24 protein-coding genes are annotated in these 25,166 nt (G+C 66.4%); 15 read left to right on the top strand and 9 right to left on the bottom strand.

From position 1 onward, the window contains the following. The first annotated feature begins 122 nt into the window (after positions 1–122). The 8 genes from DVT68_RS05465 to DVT68_RS05430 all read left to right on the top strand — a co-directional run bounded on the left by DVT68_RS05465 (position 123) and on the right by DVT68_RS05430 (position 10,240). A complete protein-coding gene (locus DVT68_RS05465) occupies positions 123–1,925 on the top strand; it encodes a DUF885 domain-containing protein (RefSeq protein ID WP_114823984.1) in 1,803 nt (600 codons plus the stop codon). A 74-nt stretch (positions 1,926–1,999) separates the two neighbouring features. Next, positions 2,000–2,746: a Do family serine endopeptidase gene (locus tag DVT68_RS05460; RefSeq protein ID WP_147281668.1), complete on the top strand. Its 747-nt coding sequence runs from the start codon at positions 2,000–2,002 to the stop codon at positions 2,744–2,746. 90 nt (positions 2,747–2,836) lie between these two features. Continuing rightward, positions 2,837–4,180 (top strand): sigma-54-dependent transcriptional regulator, encoded by a 1,344-nt coding sequence (locus DVT68_RS05455; RefSeq protein ID WP_114823982.1) that lies wholly within the window; start codon positions 2,837–2,839, stop codon positions 4,178–4,180. Between the two features lie 72 nt (positions 4,181–4,252). Next, the gene (locus tag DVT68_RS05450; RefSeq protein ID WP_114823981.1) at positions 4,253–4,549 is read left to right on the top strand and encodes a hypothetical protein; all 297 of its coding nucleotides are present in this window, start codon (positions 4,253–4,255) and stop codon (positions 4,547–4,549) included. Positions 4,550–4,577: 28 nt separating this feature from the next. Then, entirely contained in the window at positions 4,578–5,960 is a 1,383-nt protein-coding gene (locus DVT68_RS05445) for a sensor histidine kinase (RefSeq protein ID WP_114823980.1), read from the top strand. 68 nt (positions 5,961–6,028) lie between these two features. Next, positions 6,029–6,985, top strand: coding sequence for an SPFH domain-containing protein (locus tag DVT68_RS05440; protein ID WP_114823979.1), 957 nt, complete (start codon positions 6,029–6,031; stop codon positions 6,983–6,985). Positions 6,986–6,997: 12 nt separating this feature from the next. After that, positions 6,998–7,444: an NfeD family protein gene (locus tag DVT68_RS05435; protein ID WP_114823978.1), complete on the top strand. Its 447-nt coding sequence runs from the start codon at positions 6,998–7,000 to the stop codon at positions 7,442–7,444. Between the two features lie 1,521 nt (positions 7,445–8,965). Then, positions 8,966–10,240: a threonine/serine exporter family protein gene (locus DVT68_RS05430; RefSeq protein WP_114823977.1), complete on the top strand. Its 1,275-nt coding sequence runs from the start codon at positions 8,966–8,968 to the stop codon at positions 10,238–10,240. 69 nt (positions 10,241–10,309) lie between these two features. On the opposite strand, the gene DVT68_RS05425 is transcribed toward DVT68_RS05430, so the two are convergent. From DVT68_RS05425 to DVT68_RS05415, 3 genes are all read right to left on the bottom strand, one after another. After that, positions 10,310–10,636, bottom strand: coding sequence for an H-NS histone family protein (locus DVT68_RS05425; RefSeq protein ID WP_114823976.1), 327 nt, complete (start codon positions 10,634–10,636; stop codon positions 10,310–10,312). Positions 10,637–10,921: 285 nt separating this feature from the next. Further along, positions 10,922–12,619: a proline--tRNA ligase gene (locus DVT68_RS05420; protein WP_114823975.1), complete on the bottom strand. Its 1,698-nt coding sequence runs from the start codon at positions 12,617–12,619 to the stop codon at positions 10,922–10,924. 108 nt (positions 12,620–12,727) lie between these two features. After that, a complete protein-coding gene (locus tag DVT68_RS05415) occupies positions 12,728–13,165 on the bottom strand; it encodes a DUF4124 domain-containing protein (RefSeq protein ID WP_114823974.1) in 438 nt (145 codons plus the stop codon). A gap of 110 nt (positions 13,166–13,275) precedes the next feature. Here DVT68_RS05415 and pssA point away from each other — a divergent pair, with 110 nt between their 5' ends. From pssA to rimI, 3 genes are read left to right on the top strand one after another with little or no spacing between them, the layout of a single operon-like run. Further along, the gene (gene pssA / locus DVT68_RS05410) at positions 13,276–14,049 is read left to right on the top strand and encodes a CDP-diacylglycerol--serine O-phosphatidyltransferase (protein ID WP_114823973.1); all 774 of its coding nucleotides are present in this window, start codon (positions 13,276–13,278) and stop codon (positions 14,047–14,049) included. Then, complete coding sequence (locus tag DVT68_RS05405) at positions 14,049–14,528, top strand: hypothetical protein (RefSeq protein WP_114823972.1); 480 nt, start codon at positions 14,049–14,051, stop codon at positions 14,526–14,528. Before pssA ends, DVT68_RS05405 begins: the two co-directional genes overlap by 1 nt. A 5-nt stretch (positions 14,529–14,533) precedes the next feature. Next, positions 14,534–15,004, top strand: coding sequence for a ribosomal protein S18-alanine N-acetyltransferase (gene rimI, locus DVT68_RS05400; protein WP_114823971.1), 471 nt, complete (start codon positions 14,534–14,536; stop codon positions 15,002–15,004). Between the two features lie 338 nt (positions 15,005–15,342). Here rimI and DVT68_RS05395 read toward each other — a convergent pair whose 3' ends face one another. From DVT68_RS05395 to DVT68_RS05375, 5 genes are all read right to left on the bottom strand, one after another. Beyond that, positions 15,343–18,150 carry a valine--tRNA ligase gene (locus DVT68_RS05395; protein WP_114823970.1) on the bottom strand — a complete coding sequence of 936 codons (2,808 nt, stop codon included), beginning with the start codon at positions 18,148–18,150 and terminating at the stop codon, positions 15,343–15,345. A gap of 275 nt (positions 18,151–18,425) precedes the next feature. Then, positions 18,426–19,493: a uroporphyrinogen decarboxylase gene (gene hemE / locus DVT68_RS05390; RefSeq protein WP_114823969.1), complete on the bottom strand. Its 1,068-nt coding sequence runs from the start codon at positions 19,491–19,493 to the stop codon at positions 18,426–18,428. 81 nt (positions 19,494–19,574) lie between these two features. Next, positions 19,575–19,835 (bottom strand): WGR domain-containing protein, encoded by a 261-nt coding sequence (locus DVT68_RS05385; protein WP_114823968.1) that lies wholly within the window; start codon positions 19,833–19,835, stop codon positions 19,575–19,577. Between the two features lie 193 nt (positions 19,836–20,028). Continuing rightward, on the bottom strand, positions 20,029–21,129 hold the full coding sequence (aroB, locus tag DVT68_RS05380) for a 3-dehydroquinate synthase (protein ID WP_114823967.1): 1,101 nt from the start codon (positions 21,127–21,129) through the stop codon (positions 20,029–20,031). Beyond that, positions 21,126–21,665 (bottom strand): shikimate kinase, encoded by a 540-nt coding sequence (locus DVT68_RS05375; protein ID WP_114823966.1) that lies wholly within the window; start codon positions 21,663–21,665, stop codon positions 21,126–21,128. The genes aroB and DVT68_RS05375 overlap by 4 nt, the downstream gene beginning before the upstream one ends. 58 nt (positions 21,666–21,723) lie before the next feature. Between DVT68_RS05375 and DVT68_RS05370 the strand changes: the two genes are divergently transcribed. Beyond that, entirely contained in the window at positions 21,724–22,578 is an 855-nt protein-coding gene (locus tag DVT68_RS05370; RefSeq protein ID WP_114823965.1) for an SDR family oxidoreductase, read from the top strand. Positions 22,579–22,875: 297 nt separating this feature from the next. Beyond that, the gene (locus tag DVT68_RS05365) at positions 22,876–23,220 is read left to right on the top strand and encodes a YbjQ family protein (RefSeq protein ID WP_114823964.1); all 345 of its coding nucleotides are present in this window, start codon (positions 22,876–22,878) and stop codon (positions 23,218–23,220) included. Between the two features lie 11 nt (positions 23,221–23,231). Here the strand turns inward: DVT68_RS05365 and DVT68_RS05360 are convergent, their stop codons facing one another. Continuing rightward, on the bottom strand, positions 23,232–24,062 hold the full coding sequence (locus tag DVT68_RS05360) for a kinase (protein WP_114823963.1): 831 nt from the start codon (positions 24,060–24,062) through the stop codon (positions 23,232–23,234). A 40-nt stretch (positions 24,063–24,102) separates the two neighbouring features. Between DVT68_RS05360 and pdxH the strand changes: the two genes are divergently transcribed. Together pdxH and DVT68_RS05350 are read left to right on the top strand one after the other, a co-directional pair. Then, positions 24,103–24,690: a pyridoxamine 5'-phosphate oxidase gene (gene pdxH, locus DVT68_RS05355; protein WP_114823962.1), complete on the top strand. Its 588-nt coding sequence runs from the start codon at positions 24,103–24,105 to the stop codon at positions 24,688–24,690. Positions 24,691–24,726: 36 nt separating this feature from the next. Further along, the gene (locus DVT68_RS05350) at positions 24,727–25,164 is read left to right on the top strand and encodes a secondary thiamine-phosphate synthase enzyme YjbQ (RefSeq protein ID WP_114823961.1); all 438 of its coding nucleotides are present in this window, start codon (positions 24,727–24,729) and stop codon (positions 25,162–25,164) included. Positions 25,165–25,166: the final 2 nt, after the last annotated feature.

Genomic DNA, 25,166 nt, shown 5'->3' with positions numbered 1-25,166 from the left:
TGATTTCGATTGTGCGCGCGTGGGATCTTGCGATCCTGGTGACTTGGGGCGTGCGCTCCGGCACGGGTGGCCCGCCCGTTTCCGGTGGAGAATAGGGGCAATTCCAATGGAGGGGTGTTCCCATGAAGATCGGACCGCGGATGGTGCTGGCGGGATTGATGATGTCGTTGGCGTCGGTGGCTTCGGTGCATGCCGCCACGTCGGATGTGGCCACGCGCGTGAAGGCGCTCAATACGCTGCTGGCCGAGCAGTGGGAGCACAACCTGGAGGTCCAGCCCGAATTCGCCACGATCCTGGGCGACCTTCGTTTCAACAATCGCTGGAGCGACGCCTCGCCGGCGGCGGCCGAGGCCGAGTTCGCCAAGGACAAGGACTTCCTGCGCCGCTTCCAGGCGATCGACACCACCGGTTTCTCCGACGATGACAAGCTCAACCAGCAGCTGATGGTCCGCCAGCTGCAGCAGGCGATCCAGGCGCACGAGCTGAAGGTCGACCAGATGCCGCTGGAACAGATGAGCGGCGCGCATATCCGCCTGGCCGGCTTCATCAGCTCCATCCCGTTCGACAACACCAAGGAATACGAGGACTACCTGACGCGCCTGAAGGCGGTGCCGACGCTGTTCGACCAGGTCATCGAGCTGGCGCGGCAAGGCAAGAAGAACGGCATGATGCCGCCGAAGTACATCCTCGAGAAGGTCGTCACGCAGATCGACAGCATCGGCAAGCCGACTGGCATGGACAGCGTGTTCGCCGAGCCGCTCAAGCATTTCCCCAAGACGGTTTCCGCGGCCGACCAGAAGCGCCTGCATGACGCCATCCTGGCTGCGATCGACCAGCAGGTGCGCCCGGCGTACAGCAAGCTCGGCGAGTTCGTCGCCAAGGAATACGCGCCGGCGGGCCGCACCGAGCCCGGCGTGTGGTCGCTGCCCAATGGCGAGGCGATCTACCGCTTCCAGGTCGAGCAGATGACCACGACCAAGGAGACCCCGGCGCGCATCCACGAGCTCGGCCTGTCCGAGGTCAAGCGCATCGAGGGCGAGATGACGGTGATCGCCAAGTCGCAGGGCTTCGACGACCTGGCCAAGTTCCGCGCCTCGCTGAGGGACAACCCCAAGACCCGCGCGACCTCGCGCGAGGACATCCTCAACCGCTACCGTGGCTATATCGCCGGCATGGAGCCGCAGCTGCCCAAGCTGTTCGGCCTGCTGCCCAAGACCCAGGTGATCGTGGTGCCGGTGGAGCCGTTCCGCGAGAAGGAAGCCGCCGCCGCCGAATACCAGCAGGGCACGCCGGATGGCTCGCGTCCGGGCAAGGTGTTCGTCAACACCGGTGACTACGCCAACCGCAGCATCCTGACCATCGAGTCCACCGCCTATCACGAGGGCGTGCCGGGCCATCACATGCAGATCTCGATCGCGCAGACGCTGCCCGACCTGCCGCCGTTCCGCCAGCAGGCCGGCTACAACGCCTACATCGAGGGCTGGGCGCTGTACGCCGAGCGCCTGGGCAAGGACATCGGCTTCTACAAGGATCCGCTGTCCGACTACGGCCGCCTGTCCGACGAATTGCTGCGCGCCGACCGCCTGGTGCTGGATACCGGCGTGCACTACAAGCGCTGGACGCGCCAGCAGATGGTGGACTTCTTCCATGCCCATTCCAGCGAGGACGAGCCGGATGTGCAGGCGGAAACCGACCGCTACATCACCTGGCCGGGCCAGGCGCTGGCCTACAAGATGGGCCAGCTGAAGATCCTGGAGCTGCGTGAGCGCGCGAAGAAGGAGCTGGGCGACAAGTTCGACATCCGCTCCTTCCACGATGAGATCCTGGGCAGCGGCGCGCTGCCGCTCGACGTGCTGGAAGCGCGTACTGACGCTTGGATCGCCGCGGTGAAGTCCGGCAAGGCGCCGGTGCATCCGAAGTCGTGAGAAACGGGGCGCGCCGCCATTGCGCGGCGCGCCTTGCGGAGGGATGCATGAAGGGAAGGACAAGGACATGGCTGATGTCTGCGCTGCTAATGCTGCCGGTGGCGGCGTCGGCGGGACATTGGGTCTACCAGTCCGACAGCACGTTGCGTTGGCATGACGACGGGCGATACCTGCACCTGGCCGTCGACAAGCGGGGTGGGGTGGATGTGCTGGGCGTCACTCCGGCCGGCCTGTGGGGCCTGACCGAGGGTGACACCATCGTGCAGGCGGACGGTCGTCCGGTGACTGATGTGGCCGGCTTACTGACTGCGCTGCGCGTCCACGGCGAGACGCCCCTGCCGCTGGTAGTGCGCCACGCCGGCGTCGAGCTCGGCATGCTGCTGGCCAGTGAGGCGCGGACGCTGGTGGCCATGCACCAGCCCGCTGCGCCTTCCGCCGCGTCGCCGGGGCCGGCCAATGCTGTACCGGGCCACCTGGTATTCCAGAGCGACAACAGCCTGCGCTGGAGTAGCGAGGGACGCCGCCTGCATCTGGTTACCAGCAAGGGCAAGGATGGCGTGGACGTGGTGGCGCTGGAGCCGGAGTCGCTTTGGGGCCTGGCCAAGGGCGACCGCATCCTTGCGATCCGGGGCGAGCCGACGCATAACGTGGCCGAGTTGCTGGGGCGTCTGGGCGCATCGGGGGATGCGCCGATTCCGCTTACGGTGCGCCGCGGCGACACCGAGCAGACCATCCAACTGGCCGCTGGCGCCCACGAACTGGTAGCGGGCGCTGCACCCGTTTCCCCGCCGTCACCACCACCTGCGACTAAGGCCCACTGAAGTCATACGGAGTGGTTCGCGACGAATGACGCGAACCGTGTCAACCTTTTGGCGTGGAGCTGCATCCACGTCTACATGTGCAAGCGACGAATGCGAACCGTACTGATCATTGACGATAACCCGGCCGTGGGCGAGGCGCTGTCCCTCGCGCTTTCGCTGCATGAAATCCGTCCGCTGACCGCGCTGACGCCCGAGGAGGGCCTGGCGCTGCTGGAGAGCGAGCGGATCGACGTGGTGATCCAGGACATGAACTTCACCGCCGACACCACCTCCGGCGAGGAAGGCATCAACCTGTTCCGGGCCATCCGCCAGCGCCATACCGACCTGCCGGTGATCCTTCTCACTGCATGGACCCATCTGGAAACCGCTGTGGAGCTGGTCAAGGCTGGCGCCGCCGACTATCTCGCCAAACCCTGGGACGACGCCAAGCTGCTGGCGACGGTGGAGAACCTGCTGGAGCTGTCCGAATCCACCCGCGAGGTCACGCGCGCCCGCAACGAGCGGCGCAAGCGCCGCGAGGACCTGCAGCGCCGCTACGAACTCGATGGACTCGTGTTCGCTTCCGATGCGATGGCGCGCACGCTGGAGCTGGCCTGCCAGGTGGCGCGCTCGGACGTGCCGGTGCTGATCACCGGCCCCAACGGCGCCGGCAAGGAACGCATCGCCGCCATCGTGCATGCCAACTCCGGAGCCAGGCGCGGCTCGTTCATCGCGGTCAACTGCGGCGCGTTGCCTGGTGAGCTGATCGAGGCCGAGCTGTTCGGCGCCGAGGCCGGCGCCTATACCGGCGCCAACAAGGCGCGCGAAGGCCGATTCGAAATGGCCGACGGCGGCACGCTTTTCCTGGACGAGATCGGCAACCTGCCGCTGTCGGGCCAGGTGAAGCTGCTGCGCGTGCTGGAGACCGGGCAGTTCGAGCGGCTGGGCTCGGGCCGCACCCGCCATGTGAAGGTGCGCGTGCTCAGCGCGACCAATGCGGACCTCAAGGCCATGATCCGCGCAGGCAGCTTCCGCGAGGATCTGTACTACCGCCTCAACGTGATCGAGGTGAACCTGCCGGCGTTGTCCGAGCGCACCGATGACATCCTGCCGCTGGCCGAACATTTCCTGGACGGTCGCGCCGAATTGACCGACGCCGCGCGTGAGGCGCTGCTGTCCTATCCGTGGCCGGGCAACGTGCGCGAACTGAAGAATGCGATCGAACGCGCGGCGCTGCTGGCGGCGGACGGTCGCATCACGCCCGAACAGCTCAACCTTCCGCAGGGAGCGGTCTCGGCGGTACGCAACCTGGACGAACCCAGCCGCGAGACGGTGGAAGCGGCGCTGGAGAAGGCCGGCGGCGTGGTCAGCCGCGCCGCCTCGGCGCTCGGACTGTCGCGCCAGGCGCTGTACCGTCGCATGGAGCGTTACGGCCTGGCGCAGGCCAACGGATGAACCGGTTGGCGTGGGCAATTGCTCCCACGTCCGAGGGCGAGGATGATGCCCGTCGTGCCGATGGAGTCTCTCATGCGCTGTCGCCACCTGCTGTACGTCACTGCACTGCTGTGCGCCAGCGCCGCCGCGCAGGACGCGGCGCGGCCCAACGACAGCTGGAACGCCGCGCCTGCGCCGGCCAGCAGCAGCGATGGCGCCTACCGCAGCTCGCTGAGCGCGGCCACCAGGGACGCCCAACGTTTCAACTTCAGCAACCAGCCGCCGAAAGACAACTTTCCGCCCGATCAGGGGCCGATCCGCGTGATCATCAACAACGGCCATGGGCCACATGTGAACTGCATACCGATGGCGAGTGGCGCGTGTCATTGAAGCCGGCGTGGACAGGGAGGGTTGGCCGATGCTGCGTGGCCTGAGTTCGCTCGAGGCCCGCATGGTGCTTCTGCTGGGCCTGGCCGGGCTGGCTGGCGCGCTGGTGTTCGCCGGCGTCACGCAGTGGCCGTTGCCGCAACTGCTGGTATGGATGCACCACGACCTTGGCATCGACCTGGGCGCCCCGGCGCATTTCAGTTTCTACGGCGGCCTGCTGATCTCCGTGGCGTTCCTGCTGCCGTTGTCGATCTGGCTGGGGCATCGCGTGATGTCGCCCGTCACCAAGTTGTTGCGCGCGTTGGAAGGCGCCGTGGCCAGCTATCGCGACGGCGATTTCAGCTTTTCCATCGCCTCCAACCGCCGCGACGAACTCGGCCAGCTGATCCGCATGCACAACACGCTGGGGCACACCTTGCGTGACCAGCGGCAGAATCTAGCCCAGCGCGAGTTGCTGCTGGATACGGTGGTGCAGAACACGCCGGTGGCGCTCGTGCTCACCGATGCCGGCGGGCGCGTCACCTACGCCAATATCGCGGCCCGGCACCTGTTCAACGAGGGGCGCACGCTACACGGATTGAACTTCGTCGAATTGCTCAGCGACAGTCCCGAAGCGCTGCGTCGCGCGGTGGAAAGCGGCGAGGACGCGCTGCTGACGGTGGAAATGGACGGCAGCGAGGAAACCTTCCACCTGTCCCAGCGCAACTTCCGCCTGCAGGGACGTCCACACCGGCTGCAGCTGTTCCGGCGCATGACGCGCGAGCTGTCGCGCCAGGAAGTGTCCACCTGGAAACGGGTGATACGCGTGATCAGCCACGAGCTCAACAATTCGCTGGCGCCGATTTCCTCGCTCGCGCATTCCGGGGCTGAGTTGGCCCGTCGCGGCGATGTCAGCCGCTTGCCGGGCGTGTTCGCCACCATCGGCGAGCGCGCCAAACACCTGCACAGCTTCATCGCCGGGTATGCGAGCTTCGCCAAGTTGCCGGCGCCGCAACCGATATCGATCGCCTGGCAGCCCTTCCTCGAAAGCCTGTCGCTGCACTGCAAGTTCAAGCTGCGCGGGGCCTTGCCCGAGCAACCGGGCTGGTTCGACGCCGGGCAGATCGAACAGGTGCTGATCAACCTGGTGAAGAACGCCCACGAGTCCGGCAGTGCGGACGACGAGGTGTCCCTGTCCCTCGCGGTGATCGGGCGCGATCTGCGCATCGAGGTGGCCGACCGTGGCCCCGGCATGAGTGAAACCGTGCTCGCCCAGGCGTTGCTGCCGTTCTACTCGACCAAGCGCTCGGGCACCGGCCTGGGCCTGGCGCTCGCGCGCGAAATCGTCGAGGCGCACGGCGGGCGCATCGCCCTGGCCAACCGCGAGGAAGGCGGGTTGCGTGTCAGCCTGCTGCTGCCGCTGGGACCGAGATAGCCTGACGCCCGGCGGCCACGGCGCTCGCCTATACTCCGGGCATCTTTCATGGACGCGGGGGATCGGCAATGGGTCAGCTGTTGGCGTTGTTGGTGGTTGTGGTCGTCGTCATCGTGCTCGCCAGGCTGGTGCGCATCGTGCCGCAGGGTTACGAGTGGACCGTGGAACGCTTCGGTCGCTACACCCGCACGCTGAGCCCGGGCCTGCATTTCCTGGTGCCGTTCATCTACGGCATCGGACGCAAGATGAACATGATGGAGCAGGTGCTCGACGTGCCCTCACAGGACGTCATCACCAAGGACAACGCGGTCGTGCGGGTGGACGGCGTGGTGTTCTACCAGGTGCTGGACGCCGCCAAGGCCGCCTATGAGGTCGCCAACCTCGAGCAGGCCGCGCTGGCGCTGGTGATGACCAACATCCGCACCGTGCTCGGTTCGATGGACCTCGATGAATCTTTGAGCCAGCGCGATGCGATCAACGCCAAGCTGCTCACCGTGGTCGACGAGGCCACCCACCCGTGGGGCGTGAAGGTCAACCGCATCGAGATCAAGGACATCGCGCCGCCGCGCGACCTGGTCGATTCGATGGCGCGCCAGATGAAGGCCGAGCGTGAGAAGCGCGCGAACGTGTTGGAGGCTGAAGGCTTCCGGCAGGCCGCCGTGCTCAAGGCCGATGGCGAGAAGCAGTCGGCGATCCTCGCCGCCGAAGGCAAGAAGGAGGCCGCCTTCCGCGAGGCCGAGGCACGCATCCGCCTGGCCGAGGCCGAGGCGCAGGCGACCAAGATGGTGTCCGACGCGATCGCAAGCGGCAACGTCAACGCGCTCAACTACTTCGTCGCCAACAAGTACGTCGAGGCGCTGAAGGAAATGGCGCGGTCGCCCAACCAGAAGATGCTGCTGTTGCCCATGGAAGCGACCGGCATCCTTGGTTCATTGGCGGGCATCGCCGAGCTGGCCAAGGAGTCGCTGGGCCAGCAGAGCCAGGCCAGCGACACGGGGCGCCGCGTGCCGCCTCCGATGGGCTGACGGAGCAGCACGATGGAAGACTTCGCGCTGCACTACATGTGGTGGATCATCGCCCTGGTGCTGATCGCCCTGGAGGTAATCCTTCCGGGCTACTTCATGCTGTGGGTCGGCATCGCCGCCGGCGCCACCGGGTTGGTGATGCTGGTCGCGCCAGGCCTGTCGATGTTGAGCCAGGCACTGGTGTTCGCCGCATTCACCTTCCTGTCCTGCGCCGCCTACTGGTACGGCCTGCGTCCGCGCCTGGCGCGTGACGAGCCGGGCGACGCCACGCTCAACCGACGCGGCGAACAGAAGATCGGCCACCGTTACGTACTGGCCGAGGCGATCGTCAACGGACGCGGCAAGGCGAAGGTCGGCGACAGCCTGTGGCTGGTGCGCGGACCGGATCTGCCGGTGGGGAGCATGGTGGAGGTCGTGGGGGTGGATGGGACGACGTTGTTGGTGAGGGAGGTGGAGTAGGAGCGGCGTGGCGAGCATCAGGGGTTCCGAAAGGTCACTCCTGCCGCGCGCTGGCCAAACACGTCATCCTTGCTAGGCGCGTTTCAACAGCTGAAGGGTGGTCAAGCAGGACGGGGCGCGAAGCGCTGAAAGCGCCCGCAGGGCGGCCCCGAAGCGCATTCTTGCCTCACGCTCCCACACCGGTCATCCCAGCGAATGCTGGGATCCAGTGACTTTGGCTCTTGGTTGTATGTTTGGCGTCCCCGCCAGCTTGCCGCCTGCGCGGCGGGCGTTTCGATCGCCTGCCGGCGCTCGAGTCACTTTTCTTTTGCTGGCCCAAAAGAAAAGTAACCCAAAGAAAATGGCCTTAAAGGCTCGTAGCGATATGTGGAATACAAGCCTGGCCGACTGCGGCCAGCCGGATCGGCTTCGTGCTACCTCAGGGACCGCGGCTACCCCGCAACGCGCCGTCGCGGAGAGGGGGCGCAGCGCTGCACGGCATACAAGCCGCGACGATTACGGCAAGCCGAATTCGTCGCGTGCTACCTCACGGACAGCGGCTACGCCGCGGGGCGGCGTCGTAGTGAGGACTCAAGGCAGTATTGCCCCTGTGCCATCTCACTTCGCAGCGCTCTTTGCTCCCTCTCGCCTTCAGGCGACCCGAACGAAGTACCCGTGAGAGAGAGGGTTGGGGCATTGCCACCTTTATGGCGGTGAGGGCCCGCTCTCGCGACCGGCACTTTCCAGTGCATTCGCAGGCGCTCCGCGCACATGGCCTTACCGTCAAACGCTGTTCCCGGGCTTTAAGCCCTCTCCGCATCGGCGCCCCGCGGTGTAGCCGCTGTCCGTGAGGTAGCAAGGCGCCAATCAGGCTGGCCTCAGTCGTCAGCGCTGGTATGTCGGGCAACGCTGCGCTCCCTCTTCGCCATGGCGCGTTGCGGGGTAGCGGCTGTCCGTGAGGTAGCACGTCACCGATCCGGCTGGGTCCAGTCCGCCGGGTTTGTATCCCGCGTATCGCTACGAGCCCTTGAGGCCATTTCTTTGGGTTACTTTTCTTTGGGCCAGCAAAGAAAAGTGACTCGAGCGTCGGCAGACGATCGAAACGCCCGCCGCGTAGGCGGCACGCTGGCGGGAACGCCAACCATAGAACCAAGAGACAAAGTCACTGGATCCCAACTTTCGCTGGGATGACGGGTGGGAGCGTGAGGCAACGAGGCTGTTCGGGCCCGCCCTGCGGGCATTCCGCGCGCTGTGCACTTGCCTGCGAAGCTCCCCTTCGATGACCAGACAGCATCACGAAGAGATGCCGAACAGAGAACATGAAGCAGCGCGCTCCAGTCCTGCCGGATATCCGCGAGGGCTACCCCATCATCGACCGCAATCCCGTGCGCCACTCCCACACCCGCAACCTGAAGCGCTCACCCCACTTACCATCCTCACCCCTGACAACAGCCATCCAAATCAGTTCTACTAGCAGTCATGCTGATGGCCACACTGCGCTTCGACCACCATGACTGACACTTCCACACCAGCGTGCGCGCGATGAATCAAGCCGCGGTCCTTACCCCGCTGGCGCTGGCGCCGCTCAATACGCGCATAGCGTTTTTGCTTGAGCTGGCCCGGCGCCTGCATCAATACGGCACGGCGGCGCCGCGCCTGGAAAGCGCGATCGGCGGCTCGGCGCAGCGGCTGGGGCTGCAGGCGGATGTGTGGTCCAGCCCCACGGCGATCATCATTTCCTTCACCGATCGCACCCAGGGCGAGGAGGAGGTGGCGCAGGTCACCCAGGTGATGCGCCTGTCGCCGGGCGATGTGAACCTGGCTCGCTTGTGTGAGGCCGATGCGATTGCCGACAAAGTGATCGCCGGCGACATCGAATTGCGCGACGGCTTCCGGCGATTGCGGGAGTTGGGGCGTCCCGATACACGTCGGGCCCAGGCTGGCGTGATCGCGAGCTACAGCTTGGCGGCGGCGAGCGTGGTGGCGTTGCTTCTGCATAGCTCGTGGGCGGACCTGGTCACGACGGCGCTGATAGGGCTCATCATCGGCACCATCACCGTGCTGTCCGCCACGCGGCCGCGACTGGCCGTGGCGAGCGAGGCGATCAGTGCACTGGTGGCCACCTTCATCGCCATCCTGGTCAGCGAGTTCCTGGTGCCGTTGGCGATCAAGTCGGTGATACTCGCAGGACTGATCGTGCTGATGCCGGGTATGGCGCTGACCACGGCGGTGCGCGAGATATCGAGCCAGCACCTGGTGTCCGGCGTCGCGCGCATGGGTGGCGCCATCGCCACGCTCATCAAGCTCACCTTCGGCACGGTTGCGGCCACTCAACTGTGCAGCGCCTTCGGCATCGAGGGTCGCGACTACGCACTGCCCCCGCTGCCGGCCTGGACCGACTTTCCGGCCCTGCTGGTGGGCGCCATCGCCTTTGCCGTTTCTTTCCGCGCCGCGCGGCGCGACTACCTGGTGGTCATGGCGGCGGTGGTGCTCGGTTACCTGGCGACCCGCTGGGGTGGCGCCCTGGCCGGAAGGATTCCAGCGGCGCCGTTCGGCGTGTTCCTGGGTGGGTTGGTGCTGGGCAGCCTGGCCAACCTATACGCGCGATTCGTGCACCGACCGGGCGCGATCATCCGCGAGCCGGGGATCATCCTGCTGGTGCCGGGTAGCGTGAGTTTCCGCAGCATGTCCTATCTGCTTGAGCGCGACACCACGCTGGGCATGGATACCGGCATCCTGCTGGTGACGCTGTTGATTGCGCTGGTGGCGGGGCTGTTGTTCGGCGACTTGCTCATTGCTCCGCGCCGTTCGCTCTGACAGGCATTATCCGGAATGGAAAACGCCGGCTTTGGCCGGCGTTTTGGTCAATGCGATCCCCGGTGGCGATCAGATCGCCAGGTCCTTTTCCTTCTTGCCGGCTTTCAGTGCATCGTTGAACCAGCGCGGGCGCTTGCCGCGGCCAGACCAGGTCTGTTCCGGATCGGCCGGATTGCGGTACTTCGGCGCGACCGTCGTCCCGGCGCGGCGGGACTTGGCGGCACGGGCGTGGCCGAAAATATCCTCGAACGTATAACCCTCGGCCTTGATCAGCGCGTGGATCTTCTCGCGCAGCTTGACCACCTTTTCCTTGCGCAATTCCTGCTGGCGAGTCTGCGCCTTGCTGATCAGGTCATTGAGCTGGTTGTGGTTGAGATTCTTGATATCAACGGCCATGAGTAACTCCCGGGGGTGAGCAATTGGCGAATGAGCGGCATTGCTGCTTGAGGCAATGCTTCGGTTAAGTCTTTGGATTCTTACCGATGCATCCAGATAATGCAAAGTGTAATAAACCATTGCCGGAGTGAATAAAAGGCATTAGACATTCGGCGGTTATTGCCGGCTAATGCGCCGATTAGCGCGGATGGAAAAGTGAATCCGTCCGGGAGTGCAAGGCGCATGACCCAAAAAACGAAAACGGCCGCTTTCGCGGCCGTTTTCACCGGGACAATCCCGGCGCCGTCAGCCGAGCAGGGCGAACAGCTCGTCCTGGGTGATGGCGCGCGCTTCGGCCTCGTGGCGGGCGCGATATTCCAGCGTCCCGGCAGCAAGACCGCGTTCGCTGACCACCACGCGGTGCGGGATGCCAATCAGCTCCATGTCGGCGAACATGGCGCCCGGGCGCAGGCCGCGGTCGTCGAGCGCGACTTCCACGCCGCGCTGCTTGAGCTCGGCATACAGCGCGTCGGCGGCCTGGGCGATGTCAGGCGAGTTCTTGGGATTGATCACGCACACGGCCACGCGCCACGGCGCCATCGGCTCCGGCCAGATGATGCCGGCGTCGTCGTGGCGCTGTTCGATGGCGGCGGCCACGATGCGGCTGACGCCGATGCCGTAGCAGCCCATCAGCATCACCTGGGCCTTGCCGTTTTCGTCCAGCACGGTGGCCTTGAGCGCCTCGGCGTACTTGTTGCCGAGCTGGAACACGTGGCCGACCTCGATGCCGCGAGCGATCTGCAGCGTGCCCTTGCCGTCCGGCGAAGGATCGCCGGCGACCACCTTGCGGATGTCCTCGACGCGGGTGACGCGGGCGTCACGATCCCAGTTGGCGCCGGTGTAGTGCGTGCCGTCCAGATTGCCGCCGCAGACGAAGTCGGCCAGCACGGCCGCATCGCGATCGACGATGACCAGGATCTCGGCGGGCAGCCCCGCCGGGCCGATGAAGCCGGGGCGCGCGCCGGTCGCGGCGAGGATTTCCTCTTCGCTCGCCAGTTCCGACTCGCCGGGCATGCCCGCCAGCTTGCCGGCCTTCACTTCGTTGACCTCATGGTCGCCGCGCACGCACAGCGCCACCAGGCCCTCGGCGCCACGCACCAGGATGGTCTTCACGCACTGCTGCGGCGTGACCTTGAGGAAGGCGGCGACCTCTTCGATGGTCTTCTGCGTGGGCGTGTCCACGCGCGTGAGTTCGGCAGACGGGGCAGGGCGCGTAGTGGTCGGCGCCAGCGCCTCGGCCTTCTCGATGTTGGCCGCATAGTCGGAACCGTCGGAGAAGATCAGCGCGTCCTCGCCCGAATCGGCCAGCACCTGGAACTCATGGCTGGCATTGCCGCCGATGGCGCCGGTGTCGGCTTCCACGGCGCGGAACTTCAGGCCCAGGCGGGTGAAGATGCGCGTGTACGCCTGGTACATCGCGTCGTAGGTGCCGGCCAGCGACTCCTGCGTGAGATGGAAGGAGTAAGCGTCCTTCATCAGGAACTCGCGCGCGCGCATCACGCCGAAGCGCGGGCGGATCTCGTCGCGGAATTTGGTCTGGATCTGGTAGAAGTTCACCGGCAGCTGCTTGTAGCTCTTCAGCTCATTGCGCGCGTAGTCGGTGATCACTTCCTCGGCGGTAGGCGCGTAGCAGAACTCCTGCTCCTTGCGATCCTTGATCTTCAGCAGCTGCGGGCCGAACTTCGCCCAGCGGCCGCTTTCCTCCCACAGCTCCTTGGGCTGGATGGTCGGCATCAGCAGCTCGACCGCGCCAGCGCGGTCCATCTCCTCGCGCACCACGGATTCCACCTTGCGCAGCACGCGCAGGCCCAGCGGCGCCCAGGTGTACAGGCCCGCGGCGAGCTTGCGGATCATGCCGGCGCGCAGCATCAGCTGATGGCTGGCGATTTCGGCGTCGGCAGGGACTTCCTTGACGGTGGCCAGGTGGAATTGGCTGAGGCGCATGTGGCGGATCCGGCGAGTGAAAGAGGCCGATTATAGCCATCCGCAGCGCCGGCTCCGCAGTGGGCCCATCCGGGAATTTCAGATGGGCCGACGTGGGTTTGCGATGGCTCAGGTGCCCGGGCAGTACTGCTTGTACTGGGCTTCGGCGGTGGAGGTCTGCTGTTGGCGCTGGTCGGCGTCGATCACCTTCTGCTGGCCGTTCTGCTCCATCACCACGGGACTGGACCCCTTCAGGGTGTCGAGGTTGCCCTTGAGGCTGCTGCAGAACTTGGCGCGGTTCTCCGGGGTGTCGGCCATGGGCTGCGCCGGCTGGGATGACTGGGATGGCTTGGCCGAAGCCGTTTCGCTGCTGCTGTTGCCCGAGGGCGCCGGTGCGGCCAGGGGTTCCACCGTGCCGGTGGTGGTGACCTTGTTGTACTTGGTGCCCTGCGGCGGCGGCGCATCGGAGTAGTGCACCGTGCCATTGGCGTCGGTCCACTTGTAGGCCTGGGCCGCCACCATGGGCGCGGCGATCAGTAGAGCGGTGGCGATCAGCAGACGGCGCATTGGGGCGTTCTCCGAGGCATGAGACAGGGTCCGCATTTGTTAACACCCCCTCCGCCCGGACTCAAGCGGAGGATGGTTTACACTGCGCGTATTCCGTCACGGATTGCTTCATGAGCGAGACTACACCCGCCCGCCCGCCGCGCCACCGGGGCATTTACCTGTTGCCGAACCTGTTTACCACCGGCGCCATGTTCGCCGGTTTCTACGCGATCGTGGTGAGCATCGGGGGGGACTTCAGCTCGGCGGCCATCGCGGTGTTCGTGGCGGCATTGCTGGACGGCATGGACGGCCGGGTGGCGCGCCTGACCAACACCCAGACCGAGTTCGGCGTCCAGTACGACTCGCTGTCGGACCTGGTCAGCTTCGGCCTGGCGCCGTCCCTGGTCATGTACACCTGGTCGCTCTCCACGCTCAAGGACTACGGCCCCACCTGGGGCAAGATCGGCTGGGCGGCGGCCTTCATCTATGCCGCCTGCGCCGCGCTGCGCCTGGCCCGCTTCAATACCCAGGTCGGCGTCATCGACAAGCGCTATTTCCAGGGGCTGGCCAGCCCGGCGGCGGCGGCCGTGTGCATGTCCTTCGTGTGGAGCATGGACAAGTTCGGCATCGTCGGCGAGGAGGTCTGCTTCCTCACTGCCGTGATGGCCGTGGTGGTTGGCCTGCTGATGGTCAGCCGCTTCCGCTACTACAGCTTCAAGTCGTTGCCGATGGGCGATGGCCGGGTGCCGTTCCTGTGGATCATCGTGGGCGTACTGATCCTGGTACCGTTCTTCGTCGATCCGCCGCGCGTGCTGTTCGTGGTGTTCTCCCTGTACCTGTTGTCCGGACCGGTGATGACCTTGTGGGGCCGCGCCACCCATCGCCGGCGCCGCGGGGTGGCGTGATGGTTGCGGTCGCCCAAGCCTCGCCGGCCCATCGCGAGCGTGTACTGCGCGCGATGGGCGTGACGCCATGGGTGCGGCGGGCCGCGCCACCGGCTGCAGTGGCCACGGCGGAGCCGGCAGAACCGAAGATGGCGCTGAGCGGCGACTGCGTGGTGGTGCTGCCAGCCGGGTGCTCGGCCCGTGAGCTGGATTTGCTGGGACGCGCCCTGGTCGCCTGCGGCCCGGTCGTGGCCCGCGCGCCGCGGATCGAGGTCAATGACGGCAGGTTGCCGGCGGCGCCAGAGGCGCGGGCCTACCTGGTGATGGGCGAGGCCCAGGCCCATGCCTTGGGGCGCGAATTGCCAGCGGCCGTGCTCGGCCGGGCCCATATCGTGCTGGCGGACGAGCCGGCCAGCGTGCTGGCCTCGGGCGCGGGCAAGCGCCGGCTGTGGAACGCGCTGCGAAGCCTGCGACGCGCCCTGGCCGCGCCGTCGGAGTAGCGACCATGGTTGCCGTGGCCCGTCCCCATGCCGAGCTTCGCGCCATGCACCGCGAGGACGTCCCGGACGTGGCGGCGATGGAGGCGGTGTCCTACGAATTCCCCTGGACCCCCGGCATCTTCTCGGATTGCCTGAAGGCCGGTCATCCGTGCTGGGTGATGTGGGTGGATGGGGTCATCGCCGGCTACGGCGTGCTGTCGGTCGCCGCCGGCGAGGCGCACGTGCTCAACATCTGCGTCGGGCCCGATCATCGTGGCCTCGGGCTGGGCCGCTTCCTGATGCGGCGCCTGCTCGACATCGCGCGCTGGAACGGCGCCACCCGCGTGTTCCTGGAAGTGCGCCCGTCCAATCCGGTGGCGCAGACGCTGTACCTGTCGATGGGCTTCGAGGAGATCGGGCGCCGTCCGAAGTATTACCCGGCCAAGGATGGGCGGGAGGATGCCATCGTGATGGCCAAGGATCTGGTGGGGGGCTGAGGCGCTCGGGAAAGGTCTTCCCGCGGCTCCCCCGTTCATCCCTGCGAAAACGCCTCCTGATTCGTCACCCCAGCGAAGGCTGGGGTCCAGTGCCTTTGCTTTTCGCTGCCGACGTGACCCATCCGGTGGTGGAATCGTTCAAGCAAGGGCGAAAGTCACTGGGTCCCAGCTTTCGCTGGGACGACGAGTCGGGGGCGTGGGGGACGAGTGGCCCCTCACCACCGTAAAGGTGGCAATGCCCCCGTGAAGGTGGCAATGCCGCCGTGAAGGTGGAAAGGCCACCGCAAAGGTGGCAGTGCCTCAACCCTCTCCCCGCAGGGGAGAGGGAGCGAAGGCCCTCAGCCCAACTTTTGCGACTGCTCGCGCAACGCGGTGAGCTGGACGCCCCAGTCGGTGATGCGCTGCCGTTCCTGGGCGACCACTTCCGCCGGCGCGTTCGCCACGAAGTTGGCGTTGCCGAGCTTGCCTTCGCACTTCTTGATCTCGCCCTCGATGCGGGCGATTTCCTTGGAGAGGCGTGCCTTCTCGGCGCCGAGGTCGATCAGGCCAGCGAGCGGGATCAGCACGCGCATCGAACCCACCACCGCAGCGGCGGCAGCCGGCTCGTTGGCGCCAGACTCGATCCACTGCGGTGCATCCACGCGGGCGAGGAAGCTGATCTGGGCGGCGAACTTGGCCGCGCGTGCGCGATCGGTGGCGTCACCGTCGGCGAGCAGCAGCGGGATGGTCTTGCCCGGGGCGATGTTCATTTCCGCACGGATGCGGCGAATGCCGCTCAGCACGTTCTTGAACCACTCGATCTCGGCGGTGGCGGCGTCGTCGGCGACGATCTCGTCGGCGCGCGGCCACGGACGCTCCATGAGGAACTTCGCGTCGAGGGCGAGCTTCGGCGCCATCGAATGCCAGATCTCCTCGCTGATGAACGGCACGATGGGATGCAGCGCGCGCAGGATGGTTTCCAGCACCACCACCAGCGTGTGGCGCGTGGAGGCCGCGGCGGCCGCGTCGTCACCGTTCAACGCCGGCTTGGACAGTTCCAAGAACCAGTCGCAGAACTCGTTCCAGGTGAATTCGTACAACTCCTGCGCCAGCAGGTCGAAGCGGTAGTTGGCGAAGTGCTGCTCGACATCAACCAAGGTCTGCTTGAGGCGGGTCAGGATCCAGCGCTCGGCCTCGGTCACCGGGCCACCGGGAGGCGCCGGCAGTTCGCCTTCCGGCAGGTTCATCAGCACGAAGCGCGCAGCGTTCCACAGCTTGTTGCAGAACGCCTTGTAGCCTTCCGCGCGCTTGATGTCGAAGTTGATGGTGCGGCTGTAGCTCGCCAACGCGGCGAAGGTGAAGCGCAGCGCGTCGGTGCCGATGGCGGGGATGCCGGTCGGGTAGTCCTTGCGGATGCGCTTTTCCACCTTCTCGCGCACCTGCGGAATCAGCAGCGACCTGGTGGACTTGGCCACCAACGGCTCCAGCTCGATGCCGTCGATCAGGTCCAGCGGGTCCAGCGTGTTGCCCTTGGACTTGGACATCTTCTGGCCTTCCGCATCACGCACGATGGCGTTGATGTAGACGTGCTTGAACGGCACGCGACCGGTGAAGTACTTGGTCGCCATCACCATGCGGGCGACCCAGAAGAAGATGATGTCGAAGCCCGTCACCAGCACGGCGCTGGGCAGGAACACGTTGTCGGTTTGCCAGTTCGCCACGACGTTGCCGTGCTCGTCCTTCGCCGGGCCATCCATTGGCCAACCCAGCGTGGAGAACGGCCACAGCGCGGAGGAGAACCACGTGTCGAGCACATCCTCATCCTGGCGCAGCGCGCCAACTGGCGTCGTCGTGGCGTGCGCACGCGCATCGGCCTCGTCCTCGCCCACGAAGATGTTGCCGGCCTCGTCGTACCACGCCGGGATGCGGTGGCCCCACCACAGCTGGCGGCTGATGCACCAGTCCTGGATGTTGTCCAGCCACTGCGTGTAGGTGGTGCTCCAGTTGTCCGGGACGAACTTGATCTCGCCGCCGCGCACGGCATCGAGCGCCGGTTCGGTGATTTCCTTGCGGCCCTTCTCGCTGGTGAGGTCGAGGAACCACTGGTCGGTGAGCATCGGCTCGATGACCGCGTCGGAACGCTGGCTCACCGGCACCTGCAGCTTGTGCGGCTTGGTCTCGACCAGCAAACCCTCGGCTTCCAGGTCCGCGAGCACGGCCTTGCGCGCCTCGTAACGATCCATGCCGCGATACTTCTCCAGCGCGTTCTCGTTGACCTTGGCGTCCAGCGTGAAGATGTTGATCGGCGCCAGGTTGTGGCGCTGGCCGATGGCGTAGTCGTTGAAGTCGTGCGCCGGGGTGATCTTCACGAAGCCGGTGCCGAATTCGCGGTCGACGTAGTCGTCGGCGATCACCGGAATTTCGCGGCCGGACAACGGCAGGCGCAGCATCCGGCCGATCAGCCGCGCGTGGCGCTCGTCTTCCGGATGCACGGCCACGGCGACGTCGCCCAGCATGGTTTCCGGACGCGTGGTGGCAACCACGACGCTGTCCTTGCCGTCGGCGGTGAAGTAGCGGATCGACCACATATGGCCGTCGCGCTCGACGTTGTTCACTTCAAGATCGGACACCGCGGTACCCAGCGCCGGATCCCAGTTCACCAGGCGATTGCCGCGGTAGATCAGGCCCGCGCGGAACCACTCGACGAACACCTTGCGCACGGCCTCGGACAGGCCGGGATCCATGGTGAAGCGCTCGCGTGACCAGTCAGCGGCGACGCCGAGGCGGCGCATCTGGTTGGTGATGGTGGAGCCTGACTCCTCCTTCCACTGCCACACGCGCTCGATGAAAGCCTCGCGGCCAAGGTCATGGCGCGTCTTGTTCTCGACGGCGAGCTGGTTCTCCACGATCTTCTGCGTGGCGATGCCGGCGTGGTCGGTGCCCACCTGCCACAGCGTGTTCATGCCGCGCATGCGCTGGTAGCGGATCAGCATGTCCATAACGGTCTGCTGGAACGCATGGCCCATGTGCAGCGTGCCGGTGACGTTCGGCGGGGGCAGCAGGATGCAGTACGGCTCGCCTTGGCCAGTGGGCTTGAAGTCGCCGCTGGCTTCCCAGGCGGCATACCACTTCGATTCGATCTGGCCGGGCTCGAAACTCTTTTCCATCGGGGGCTCGCGATTGCGCGCCGGGACGGGCGCGTCTGGTTTGGCGTCAAAGCGTCGATTGTACGGGTGGGGGGGCTGGGGCGCCAAAAGCGCCGCCCTTGGCTCCTTCTCTCCTGCGGGGAGAAGGTTGGGACATTGCCACCTTTACGGTGGTGAGGGGGCGGGGCTTGCCCGATGTCTGATCTGGATATGGGAGCAATATTCGGATAGGCAGGCTTCCGCGAGCCCACCCCTCACCCCACCCTCTCCCCGCAGGGGAGAGGGAGAAAGGCGGCTCAGCCGCGCAGCTGGCGCCCGTAGCTGTGGACTTCGTCCACCAGCACCTTCACGTGCTCCGGGTTCACTTCCGGCGTAATGCCGTGGCCCAGGTTGAACACGTGGCCGGGGTGGTTGCCGTAGCTGTCGAGCACGCGGCGCACCTCGCGGCGGATCACCTCGGGGCCGGCCAGCAGCACGGCCGGATCCAGGTTGCCCTGCAGGGCGACGCGGCCAGCCACGGCCTGGCGGGCGTCGGCCAGGTCGATGGTCCAGTCGACGCCGAGCGCGGCGCAGCCGGTGTCGGCCATGCGGGCCAGGTGCTGCCCGGCGCCCTTGGAGAACAGGATCACCGGCAGCTCGCGGCTGGCGGCGTCCGACTTCAGCGCCTCCACCACCTGGGCCATGTAGCGCAGCGAGAACTCCTGGAAGGCCGCCGGGCCCAGCAGGCCGCCCCAGGTGTCGAACACCATCAGCGCCTGTGCGCCGGCATGGGCCTGGGCGATGAGGTAGGCCGCCACCGAGCGCGCCAGCGTGTCCAGCAGCTGGTGGGCGAGGGCGGGTTCGTTCCAAGTCATCGCCTTCAGGTGGGCGAAGTCGCGCGAGCCGTGGCCTTCAACCATGTAGCAGGCCAGCGTCCACGGGCTGCCGGAGAAGCCGATCAGCGGCACGCGGCCATGCAGTTCGCGGCGGATCAGGCGCACCGCGTCCATCACATAGCGCAGCTCGCCCTCCATGTCGGGCACGCCGAGGCGCTCGATGTCGGCGCGGGTGCGCACCGGATGGGCGAACTGGGGGCCTTCGCCCTGGGCGAAGCTCAGGCCCAGGCCCATCGCGTCGGGGATGGTGAGGATGTCGGAGAACAGGATGGCCGCATCCAGCTCGAAGCGCTCCAGCGGCTGCAACGTCACTTCGCAGGCCAGCTCCGGGTTCTGCGCCAGCGCCATGAAACTGCCCGCGCGGCCGCGGGTGGCGCGGTACTCGGGCAGATAGCGGCCCGCCTGGCGCATCACCCAGAGGGGCGTGGTGTCGGTGGGCTCGCGGCGCAGGGCGCGCAGGAAACGATCGTTTTTCAGCGCTTCAGTCATGAATCAATCCGGGGGAGCGGGGAGCGGACAAGCAGGGGGATGCGGTGCGGCCAGCCACGCCGACGGCCCGGCGCCAGCCCTTCAAGAGCCGTAAGGGCCGTCCACGCCCTGGCTGAACATGACGCGGAAGCCGCGCTTGAGTTGTGCGTCGCGCGCCTTCTCGAACGCCACCAGGGCGTCCTCGCGCTCGAGGAACTGTTCGCGCTTGAGCGTCGCCTTGCCGCCCTGCACGCCGGTCTCGCGGTACAGCGTCCAGCCGCCGAGCAGATCCTGCTCCAGCGCGATCTGGACATAGCGCGGCGCCTCGGCGGTGGCGGTCATGGCTTGCAGGTAGAGGCGCATGGAGGTCGGAGTCGAGTGATCGCAGCGGGCCGTTGAACCCGCATTCTAGAAGGCTTGGCGGGCCGCGGCGAGCGCGACGATCCGCCGCGCCTCAGGGTGGGCGTCGTGCAGTAGCGCTTTCGGAGTGCTTCCGGGGCGAACCGGTGTCACGGTGACACAGGCTTTGGCACGCAGGGTGCGCCCCTGAAGCACATCAACCGGTGGCGCTTTCCAGCACGGCCAGCACGTCGGCTTCATCCACGCCGCTGACGATCTCCGCGCGTCCGATGCCGCGCCACAGGATCAGCCTGAGCGTGCCAGCCAGGTTCTTCTTGTCCAGCCGCATCAGGGCGAGCAACTGCTCGGGCGCCATCCCGCCCGGAATGGCCGTGGGCAAGCCCAGCGTGGTCAGCAGGCGATGCAGGCGCGTGGTGTCCCCGGCCGTGCCCATGCCCAGGCGCTCGGACAACTGCGCCGCCAGCAGCATGCCGACCGCCACGCCTTCGCCGTGGAGCAATACCTGATACTTGCCGGCCGTTTCCAGGGCGTGGCCGAAGGTGTGGCCGAGGTTGAGCAGGGCGCGCTCGCCTTGTTCGGTCTCGTCGCGCGCCACCACACCGGCCTTGTAAACGACCTTGCGCGCGATGGCCTCGACCAGTGGCGCCGTGTCGCGCGCATTCAAGGCCTCGGCGTTTTGCTCGAGCCAGGCGAAAAAGGCCGGATCGCCGATCGCCGCGCCTTTCACCACTTCCGCCAGCCCCGCGCGATATTCGCGGTCAGGCAGGCTGGCCAGCGTGTCGATATCGGCCACCACGGCGCGTGGCTGGTGGAACGCGCCGACCAGGTTCTTGCCGGCTGGCAGGTTCACGCCGGTCTTGCCGCCCACCGAGGAGTCGACCATCGACAACAGCGTGGTCGGCATCTGGATGAAATCGATGCCGCGCATCCAGCACGCGGCGGTGAAGCCGGCCAGGTCACCCACCACGCCGCCGCCCAGAGCCACCACACAGGCATCGCGGGTCGCGCCGAGCTGGGCCAGCGCCTCTAGTGCTCGGCCGACATTGGCGAACGTCTTGTGCGCCTCGCCGTCGTCGAGCAAATACGAGGACCACTGCAATCCTTCCAGTCCTTCTGACACGCGCGGCAGGTACAGCGGCGCCACCGTCGTGTTGCTGATCACCAGCGCATGGCGGCCGCGCAAGGTCGCGCGCCAGCGCGCGTGGTCGGTGAGCAGGCCCGGCCCGATCCAAACCGGATAGCTGCGGGAACCAAGGGCGACATCGATGGTGCGGGAGTTGGTTGTTGGAGTCGTCATGCGGCGTGCTGGCGCTGCCAGTGCTGATCGATGAGAAGGATGCTGCGCGCGCTGGCAGCGTGGACATGCTCCTGGACGCCGGGAATCGCCAGATCGGCGATTTCCCGATAGAGCGGGGTGCGCACCTGCGCCATCGCGGTCAGACGCTCGCCGCGATCGCCGCTGGCCAGCAGCGGACGCTGCTGGTCGTGCGCCAGACGCTCGAGCTGCTGCTCCACCGTGGCCTGCAGCCACAGAACATAGCCGCGCTCCACCAGGGTCCGGCGATTGGCCGGATCGAGCACGGCGCCCGCGCCGGTCGCCAGCACCACGCCACGGCGGCGGCTGCACTCATCGAGCAACTGGCTTTCGCGAGCGCGGAAGCCCGCCTCGCCCTCAACCTCGAACACACGGCTCACCGGCACGCCGCAGAGCTGTTCGATTTCCTGGTCCAGATCGAGGAACTCCAGCCCATAATGCTCGGCGAGCCGGCGTCCAATGGTCGTCTTGCCGGCGCCGGTCGGGCCGATGATGAACAGGTTGCACGATGGATTCATGGGTGAATGCTAACAGGCTGAAACACCTTGCGTGGCGCGGGATGGCGCAGGTTCGTCCATGAGCGCGCGCGTCCTGGTCGCGGGTTGCGGCGACGTCGGTCTGCGCGTCGCGCAGCGACTACTCGCGCGAGGCGACGAGGTGTGGGCCTTGCGGCGCCGTCCGGCCGAGGACGATCGCAGCGGCATCCGCTGGCTACGCGGCGATCTCACCGACCCCGACAGCCTTCGCGGACTGCCGGTGGAAATGGATCAGCTGGTGTATCTGCCCGCGCCCGGAGCGCGCGACCCCGCGGCCTATCGCGCGGTGTTCGTCGAAGGACTGCGTCACCTGATGGGCGCGCTGGATCGGGCAGTGCTGAAGCGCGCGTTGTTCGTTTCTTCCAGCGCGGTCTACGGCGAACACGGCGATGCATGGGTGGATGAAGAAACGCCTCCTGATCCACCAGGCTTCAATGGCGCCGTGTTGTTGGAAGCCGAGCAATGGTTGGCGTCGCAACCGGTGCGTTCGGTGGTGCTGCGCCTGGCCGGCCTGTACGGACCGGGAAGATTGCAGCTGCTGGAACGCCTGCGTTCGGGTGTGGTGCGCGTTCCGCGCTCCACGCCGCACTGGGCCAACCGCATCCACGTCGATGACGCCGCGGCCGGCATCGTGCATCTGCTGTCGCTTCCCGAGCCCGCTCCGCTTTACGTCGGCGTCGATGACACGCCGCTGCCGCTGGACGTGCTCTACGACCATCTGGCCGGTCTGCTTGGCGTTCCCGCGCCGGCTGAAGGAGAGCCGCCAGCCGGCGTGGGCAGCAAGCGACTGAGCAATGCACGGTTGCGCGCAAGTGGGTTCGAACCGCTGTGGCCGGACGCACGCCTGGGCTATGCGGCGTTGCTGTCACAACCCGAACTTCGTGCGGGCGCCTGAATCGACCGGCCCGTTCATTTCTGCATGTTGTTCGTCATTCCAGCGAAGGCGGGAATCCAGTGTCTGCGCTTCTTGACGCTTGAAGGTCGCTGGTTGACTCGCTGCGATCGCCTCTTTGGGAGCCGCCCTGCGCGCTCCGTCCTGTTTCCGTGGCAGTGACGAGCGGAGTGAGGGCTCTCCAAGTCCCGGTTGTCGAGGTTCGGTCAGTGCCGCACGTCGGTAAGAAAAGGCACTGGATCGCCGCCCTTGCGTGGCGGACCATCCCGTTTGTGAAGATCCAGCACCAGGAGTGTCGTCATGCCCGCCAACTTCCCACTTCACATGGTCAGCACCGCCGATGCGCTGCCTGGTTACCGCATCGTCCGTTCGATGGGCATCGTGCGTGGCATCACGGTGCGTTCACGCAGCGTGGTTGGCAACCTCGGCGCCGCGTTGCAGACGCTGGTGGGCGGAAATATTTCCATCTACACGGAGCTGTGCGAGAACGCCCGTGAGGAAGCCTTCGAGCTGATGTTGCACCATGCCGCCGAACGCGGCGCAAACGCAGTGATCGCCATGCGTTACGACGCCAACGACGTGGCTGAAGGTGTCACCGAGGTGCTGGCCTATGGGACCGCCGTCATGGTGGAGCCGGCGGCCTGATCACCGGGCGCTCAACTGTGATTGAGTGCGATCACATGCCGATTGGCGTCATATTCGACCGTGGTGTCGGCCAGTTCCGGCAGCGTGGCCAGGGCGTGACGGCTCAGTCGCTCGAAATGGGCCAAAAAACGCACCATGGATTCGGCGTCCATCGCCAGCGGCGCGTGGCGGGCGAGCAGCTCTTCCTCCTGTTCGCTGCGCCATTTGCGCACCACTTCCCAGTTGGGCGCCTGCAGCACAATGAGCGCGTCGAGCTTGCGCCATAGCGGCTGGTAGCCGCGCAACTGCTTGTTGACCCAGTGGCGCCAGATGCCTTCCGGGTCTTCGCTCCGTTCAAGCTCGTTGATGGGCTCGTCCAGCGCCGCCTGCAGTTGTGGGCGGATGCCTAGCGCCCAGCCCTCCAGGATCACCAGTTGGGGCGGACGGACGACCTTCGACCAGCGCGAGGGTGGCATGCGCGTGTCACGGCCTTTGTCGAAGCGCGGATAGTCGACCGGGAGCTTGTCCGAGGCTTGCGGAAGCGCCGCCAGCACCGACATCAGCAGCTCGATCTCGTGGGTGCCGGGTACGCCGCGGGTACGCAAGAGGGGATGCACCTGGTGTGCCAGAAGCTCCCGCTCGCTGCGCGAGTAGTAGAAGTCGTCCAGCGAGAGCACCTCGGTCGGCCAGCCACGGGCTTCGGCCTGCACCTTCATCTCCCGCGCCAGCGTGCTCTTGCCGCTACCTTGCAGGCCGGACAGGCCCAGCAGGTAGGGACGGCGTGAACGGGCGATGCGACCGGCGAACTGGTCGAGCAAATGCCCGGTCAGGGTCGAATTCTGCGTGCTAGCATCTGGAGACATTTCGCCATGATGGCGCGCCCCGGCCACGATTCAAGACCCCATGCTGAAACGAGAGATTCTGGACACCTTTTTGCAACTGCTGGACGAGGCGAAGGCGAGCGGCGAGCCCGAACCGACCGCCATGAGCCTGGCCACGGTGGACGCGGCTGGGCGGGTCAGTTCGCGCATCGTGCTGCTGAAAGAGGCCGACGACCGCGGCTTCCGCTTTTACACCAACTATGAGAGCGACAAGGGCGCGCAGTTGGAGTCGCATCCGCAGGTGGCGCTGTGTTTCCACTGGAAACAGTTGCGCAACGCCGTGCAGGTGCGCGCGGAAGGCGTGGCGCGCAAGGTGTTGCCTGAAGAGTCCGACGCCTACTTCGCCACGCGTCCGCGCGCCAGCCAGATCGGCGCCTGGGCCTCGCTGCAATCGCAGACCTTGCCTGACCGCGATACCTTCGAGCAGCGCTTTGCCCGCTACGAGAAGGAATTCGAAGGTCGTGACGTGCCTCGCCCGGCGCACTGGGGTGGCTACGTGGTCGAGCCGGACATGGTGGAGTTCTGGTACGGCGCCGACTTCCGGCTGCACGAACGCGTGCGCTGGAGCCGTCATGGCCAGACCTGGACCAGCCGTCTGCTTTATCCTTAGACAAACACCCGACCCCGCCATTCGGAGGCACGAAGCATGCGTGCAGCGCCCGCCGATCACGTCGCCCAGAATGGTTTCACCGTGCATACACGCGGCCGCGGCTTCACCGAGATCACCGACAAGGTGGGCGAGGTGGTGGCGGCCAGCGGCGTGCATACCGGTATGGTCAATATCTTCAGCCTGCACACGAGTTGTTCGCTGCTGATCAGCGAGAACGCCGATCCGACCGTGCGCGAAGACCTGGAACGCTGGCTGGCCCGGGCCGTGCCCGACGGCGACGGCATCTTCCAGCACGACGAGGAAGGTCCTGACGACATGCCGGCCCACGTGCGCGCCATCCTCACCGGCGTCAGCCTGGTGGCGCCAGTGCACGGCGGTCGCATCCAGTTGGGCACGTGGCAGGGCATCTATCTTTGGGAGCACCGCCTGGATCCGCATCAACGCAAGATCACGGTGACGGTGCTGGGACATTGAAC

Source organism: Dyella solisilvae, from assembly GCF_003351225.1.
Taxonomy (GTDB): domain Bacteria; phylum Pseudomonadota; class Gammaproteobacteria; order Xanthomonadales; family Rhodanobacteraceae; genus Dyella; species Dyella solisilvae.
The sequence above is the reverse complement of the archived record's forward strand: the minus strand, read 5'-3'. Positions and strand labels throughout refer to the sequence as shown.

Bases quoted from the DNA above. Each gene is read 5' to 3' on its own strand.
- DVT68_RS05465 (WP_114823984.1), top strand. From the start codon at position 123: ATGAAGATCGGACCGCGGATGGTGCTGGCGGGATTGATGATGTCGTTG.
- DVT68_RS05460 (WP_147281668.1), top strand. From the start codon at position 2,000: ATGTCTGCGCTGCTAATGCTGCCGGTGGCGGCGTCGGCGGGACATTGG.
- DVT68_RS05455 (WP_114823982.1), top strand. From the start codon at position 2,837: ATGCGAACCGTACTGATCATTGACGATAACCCGGCCGTGGGCGAGGCG.
- DVT68_RS05450 (WP_114823981.1), top strand. From the start codon at position 4,253: ATGCGCTGTCGCCACCTGCTGTACGTCACTGCACTGCTGTGCGCCAGC.
- DVT68_RS05445 (WP_114823980.1), top strand. From the start codon at position 4,578: ATGCTGCGTGGCCTGAGTTCGCTCGAGGCCCGCATGGTGCTTCTGCTG.
- DVT68_RS05440 (WP_114823979.1), top strand. From the start codon at position 6,029: ATGGGTCAGCTGTTGGCGTTGTTGGTGGTTGTGGTCGTCGTCATCGTG.
- DVT68_RS05435 (WP_114823978.1), top strand. From the start codon at position 6,998: ATGGAAGACTTCGCGCTGCACTACATGTGGTGGATCATCGCCCTGGTG.
- DVT68_RS05430 (WP_114823977.1), top strand. From the start codon at position 8,966: ATGAATCAAGCCGCGGTCCTTACCCCGCTGGCGCTGGCGCCGCTCAAT.
- DVT68_RS05425 (WP_114823976.1), bottom strand. From the start codon at position 10,636: ATGGCCGTTGATATCAAGAATCTCAACCACAACCAGCTCAATGACCTG.
- DVT68_RS05420 (WP_114823975.1), bottom strand. From the start codon at position 12,619: ATGCGCCTCAGCCAATTCCACCTGGCCACCGTCAAGGAAGTCCCTGCC.
- DVT68_RS05415 (WP_114823974.1), bottom strand. From the start codon at position 13,165: ATGCGCCGTCTGCTGATCGCCACCGCTCTACTGATCGCCGCGCCCATG.
- pssA (WP_114823973.1), top strand. From the start codon at position 13,276: ATGAGCGAGACTACACCCGCCCGCCCGCCGCGCCACCGGGGCATTTAC.
- DVT68_RS05405 (WP_114823972.1), top strand. From the start codon at position 14,049: ATGGTTGCGGTCGCCCAAGCCTCGCCGGCCCATCGCGAGCGTGTACTG.
- rimI (WP_114823971.1), top strand. From the start codon at position 14,534: ATGGTTGCCGTGGCCCGTCCCCATGCCGAGCTTCGCGCCATGCACCGC.
- DVT68_RS05395 (WP_114823970.1), bottom strand. From the start codon at position 18,150: ATGGAAAAGAGTTTCGAGCCCGGCCAGATCGAATCGAAGTGGTATGCC.
- hemE (WP_114823969.1), bottom strand. From the start codon at position 19,493: ATGACTGAAGCGCTGAAAAACGATCGTTTCCTGCGCGCCCTGCGCCGC.
- DVT68_RS05385 (WP_114823968.1), bottom strand. From the start codon at position 19,835: ATGCGCCTCTACCTGCAAGCCATGACCGCCACCGCCGAGGCGCCGCGC.
- aroB (WP_114823967.1), bottom strand. From the start codon at position 21,129: ATGACGACTCCAACAACCAACTCCCGCACCATCGATGTCGCCCTTGGT.
- DVT68_RS05375 (WP_114823966.1), bottom strand. From the start codon at position 21,665: ATGAATCCATCGTGCAACCTGTTCATCATCGGCCCGACCGGCGCCGGC.
- DVT68_RS05370 (WP_114823965.1), top strand. From the start codon at position 21,724: ATGAGCGCGCGCGTCCTGGTCGCGGGTTGCGGCGACGTCGGTCTGCGC.
- DVT68_RS05365 (WP_114823964.1), top strand. From the start codon at position 22,876: ATGCCCGCCAACTTCCCACTTCACATGGTCAGCACCGCCGATGCGCTG.
- DVT68_RS05360 (WP_114823963.1), bottom strand. From the start codon at position 24,062: ATGTCTCCAGATGCTAGCACGCAGAATTCGACCCTGACCGGGCATTTG.
- pdxH (WP_114823962.1), top strand. From the start codon at position 24,103: ATGCTGAAACGAGAGATTCTGGACACCTTTTTGCAACTGCTGGACGAG.
- DVT68_RS05350 (WP_114823961.1), top strand. From the start codon at position 24,727: ATGCGTGCAGCGCCCGCCGATCACGTCGCCCAGAATGGTTTCACCGTG.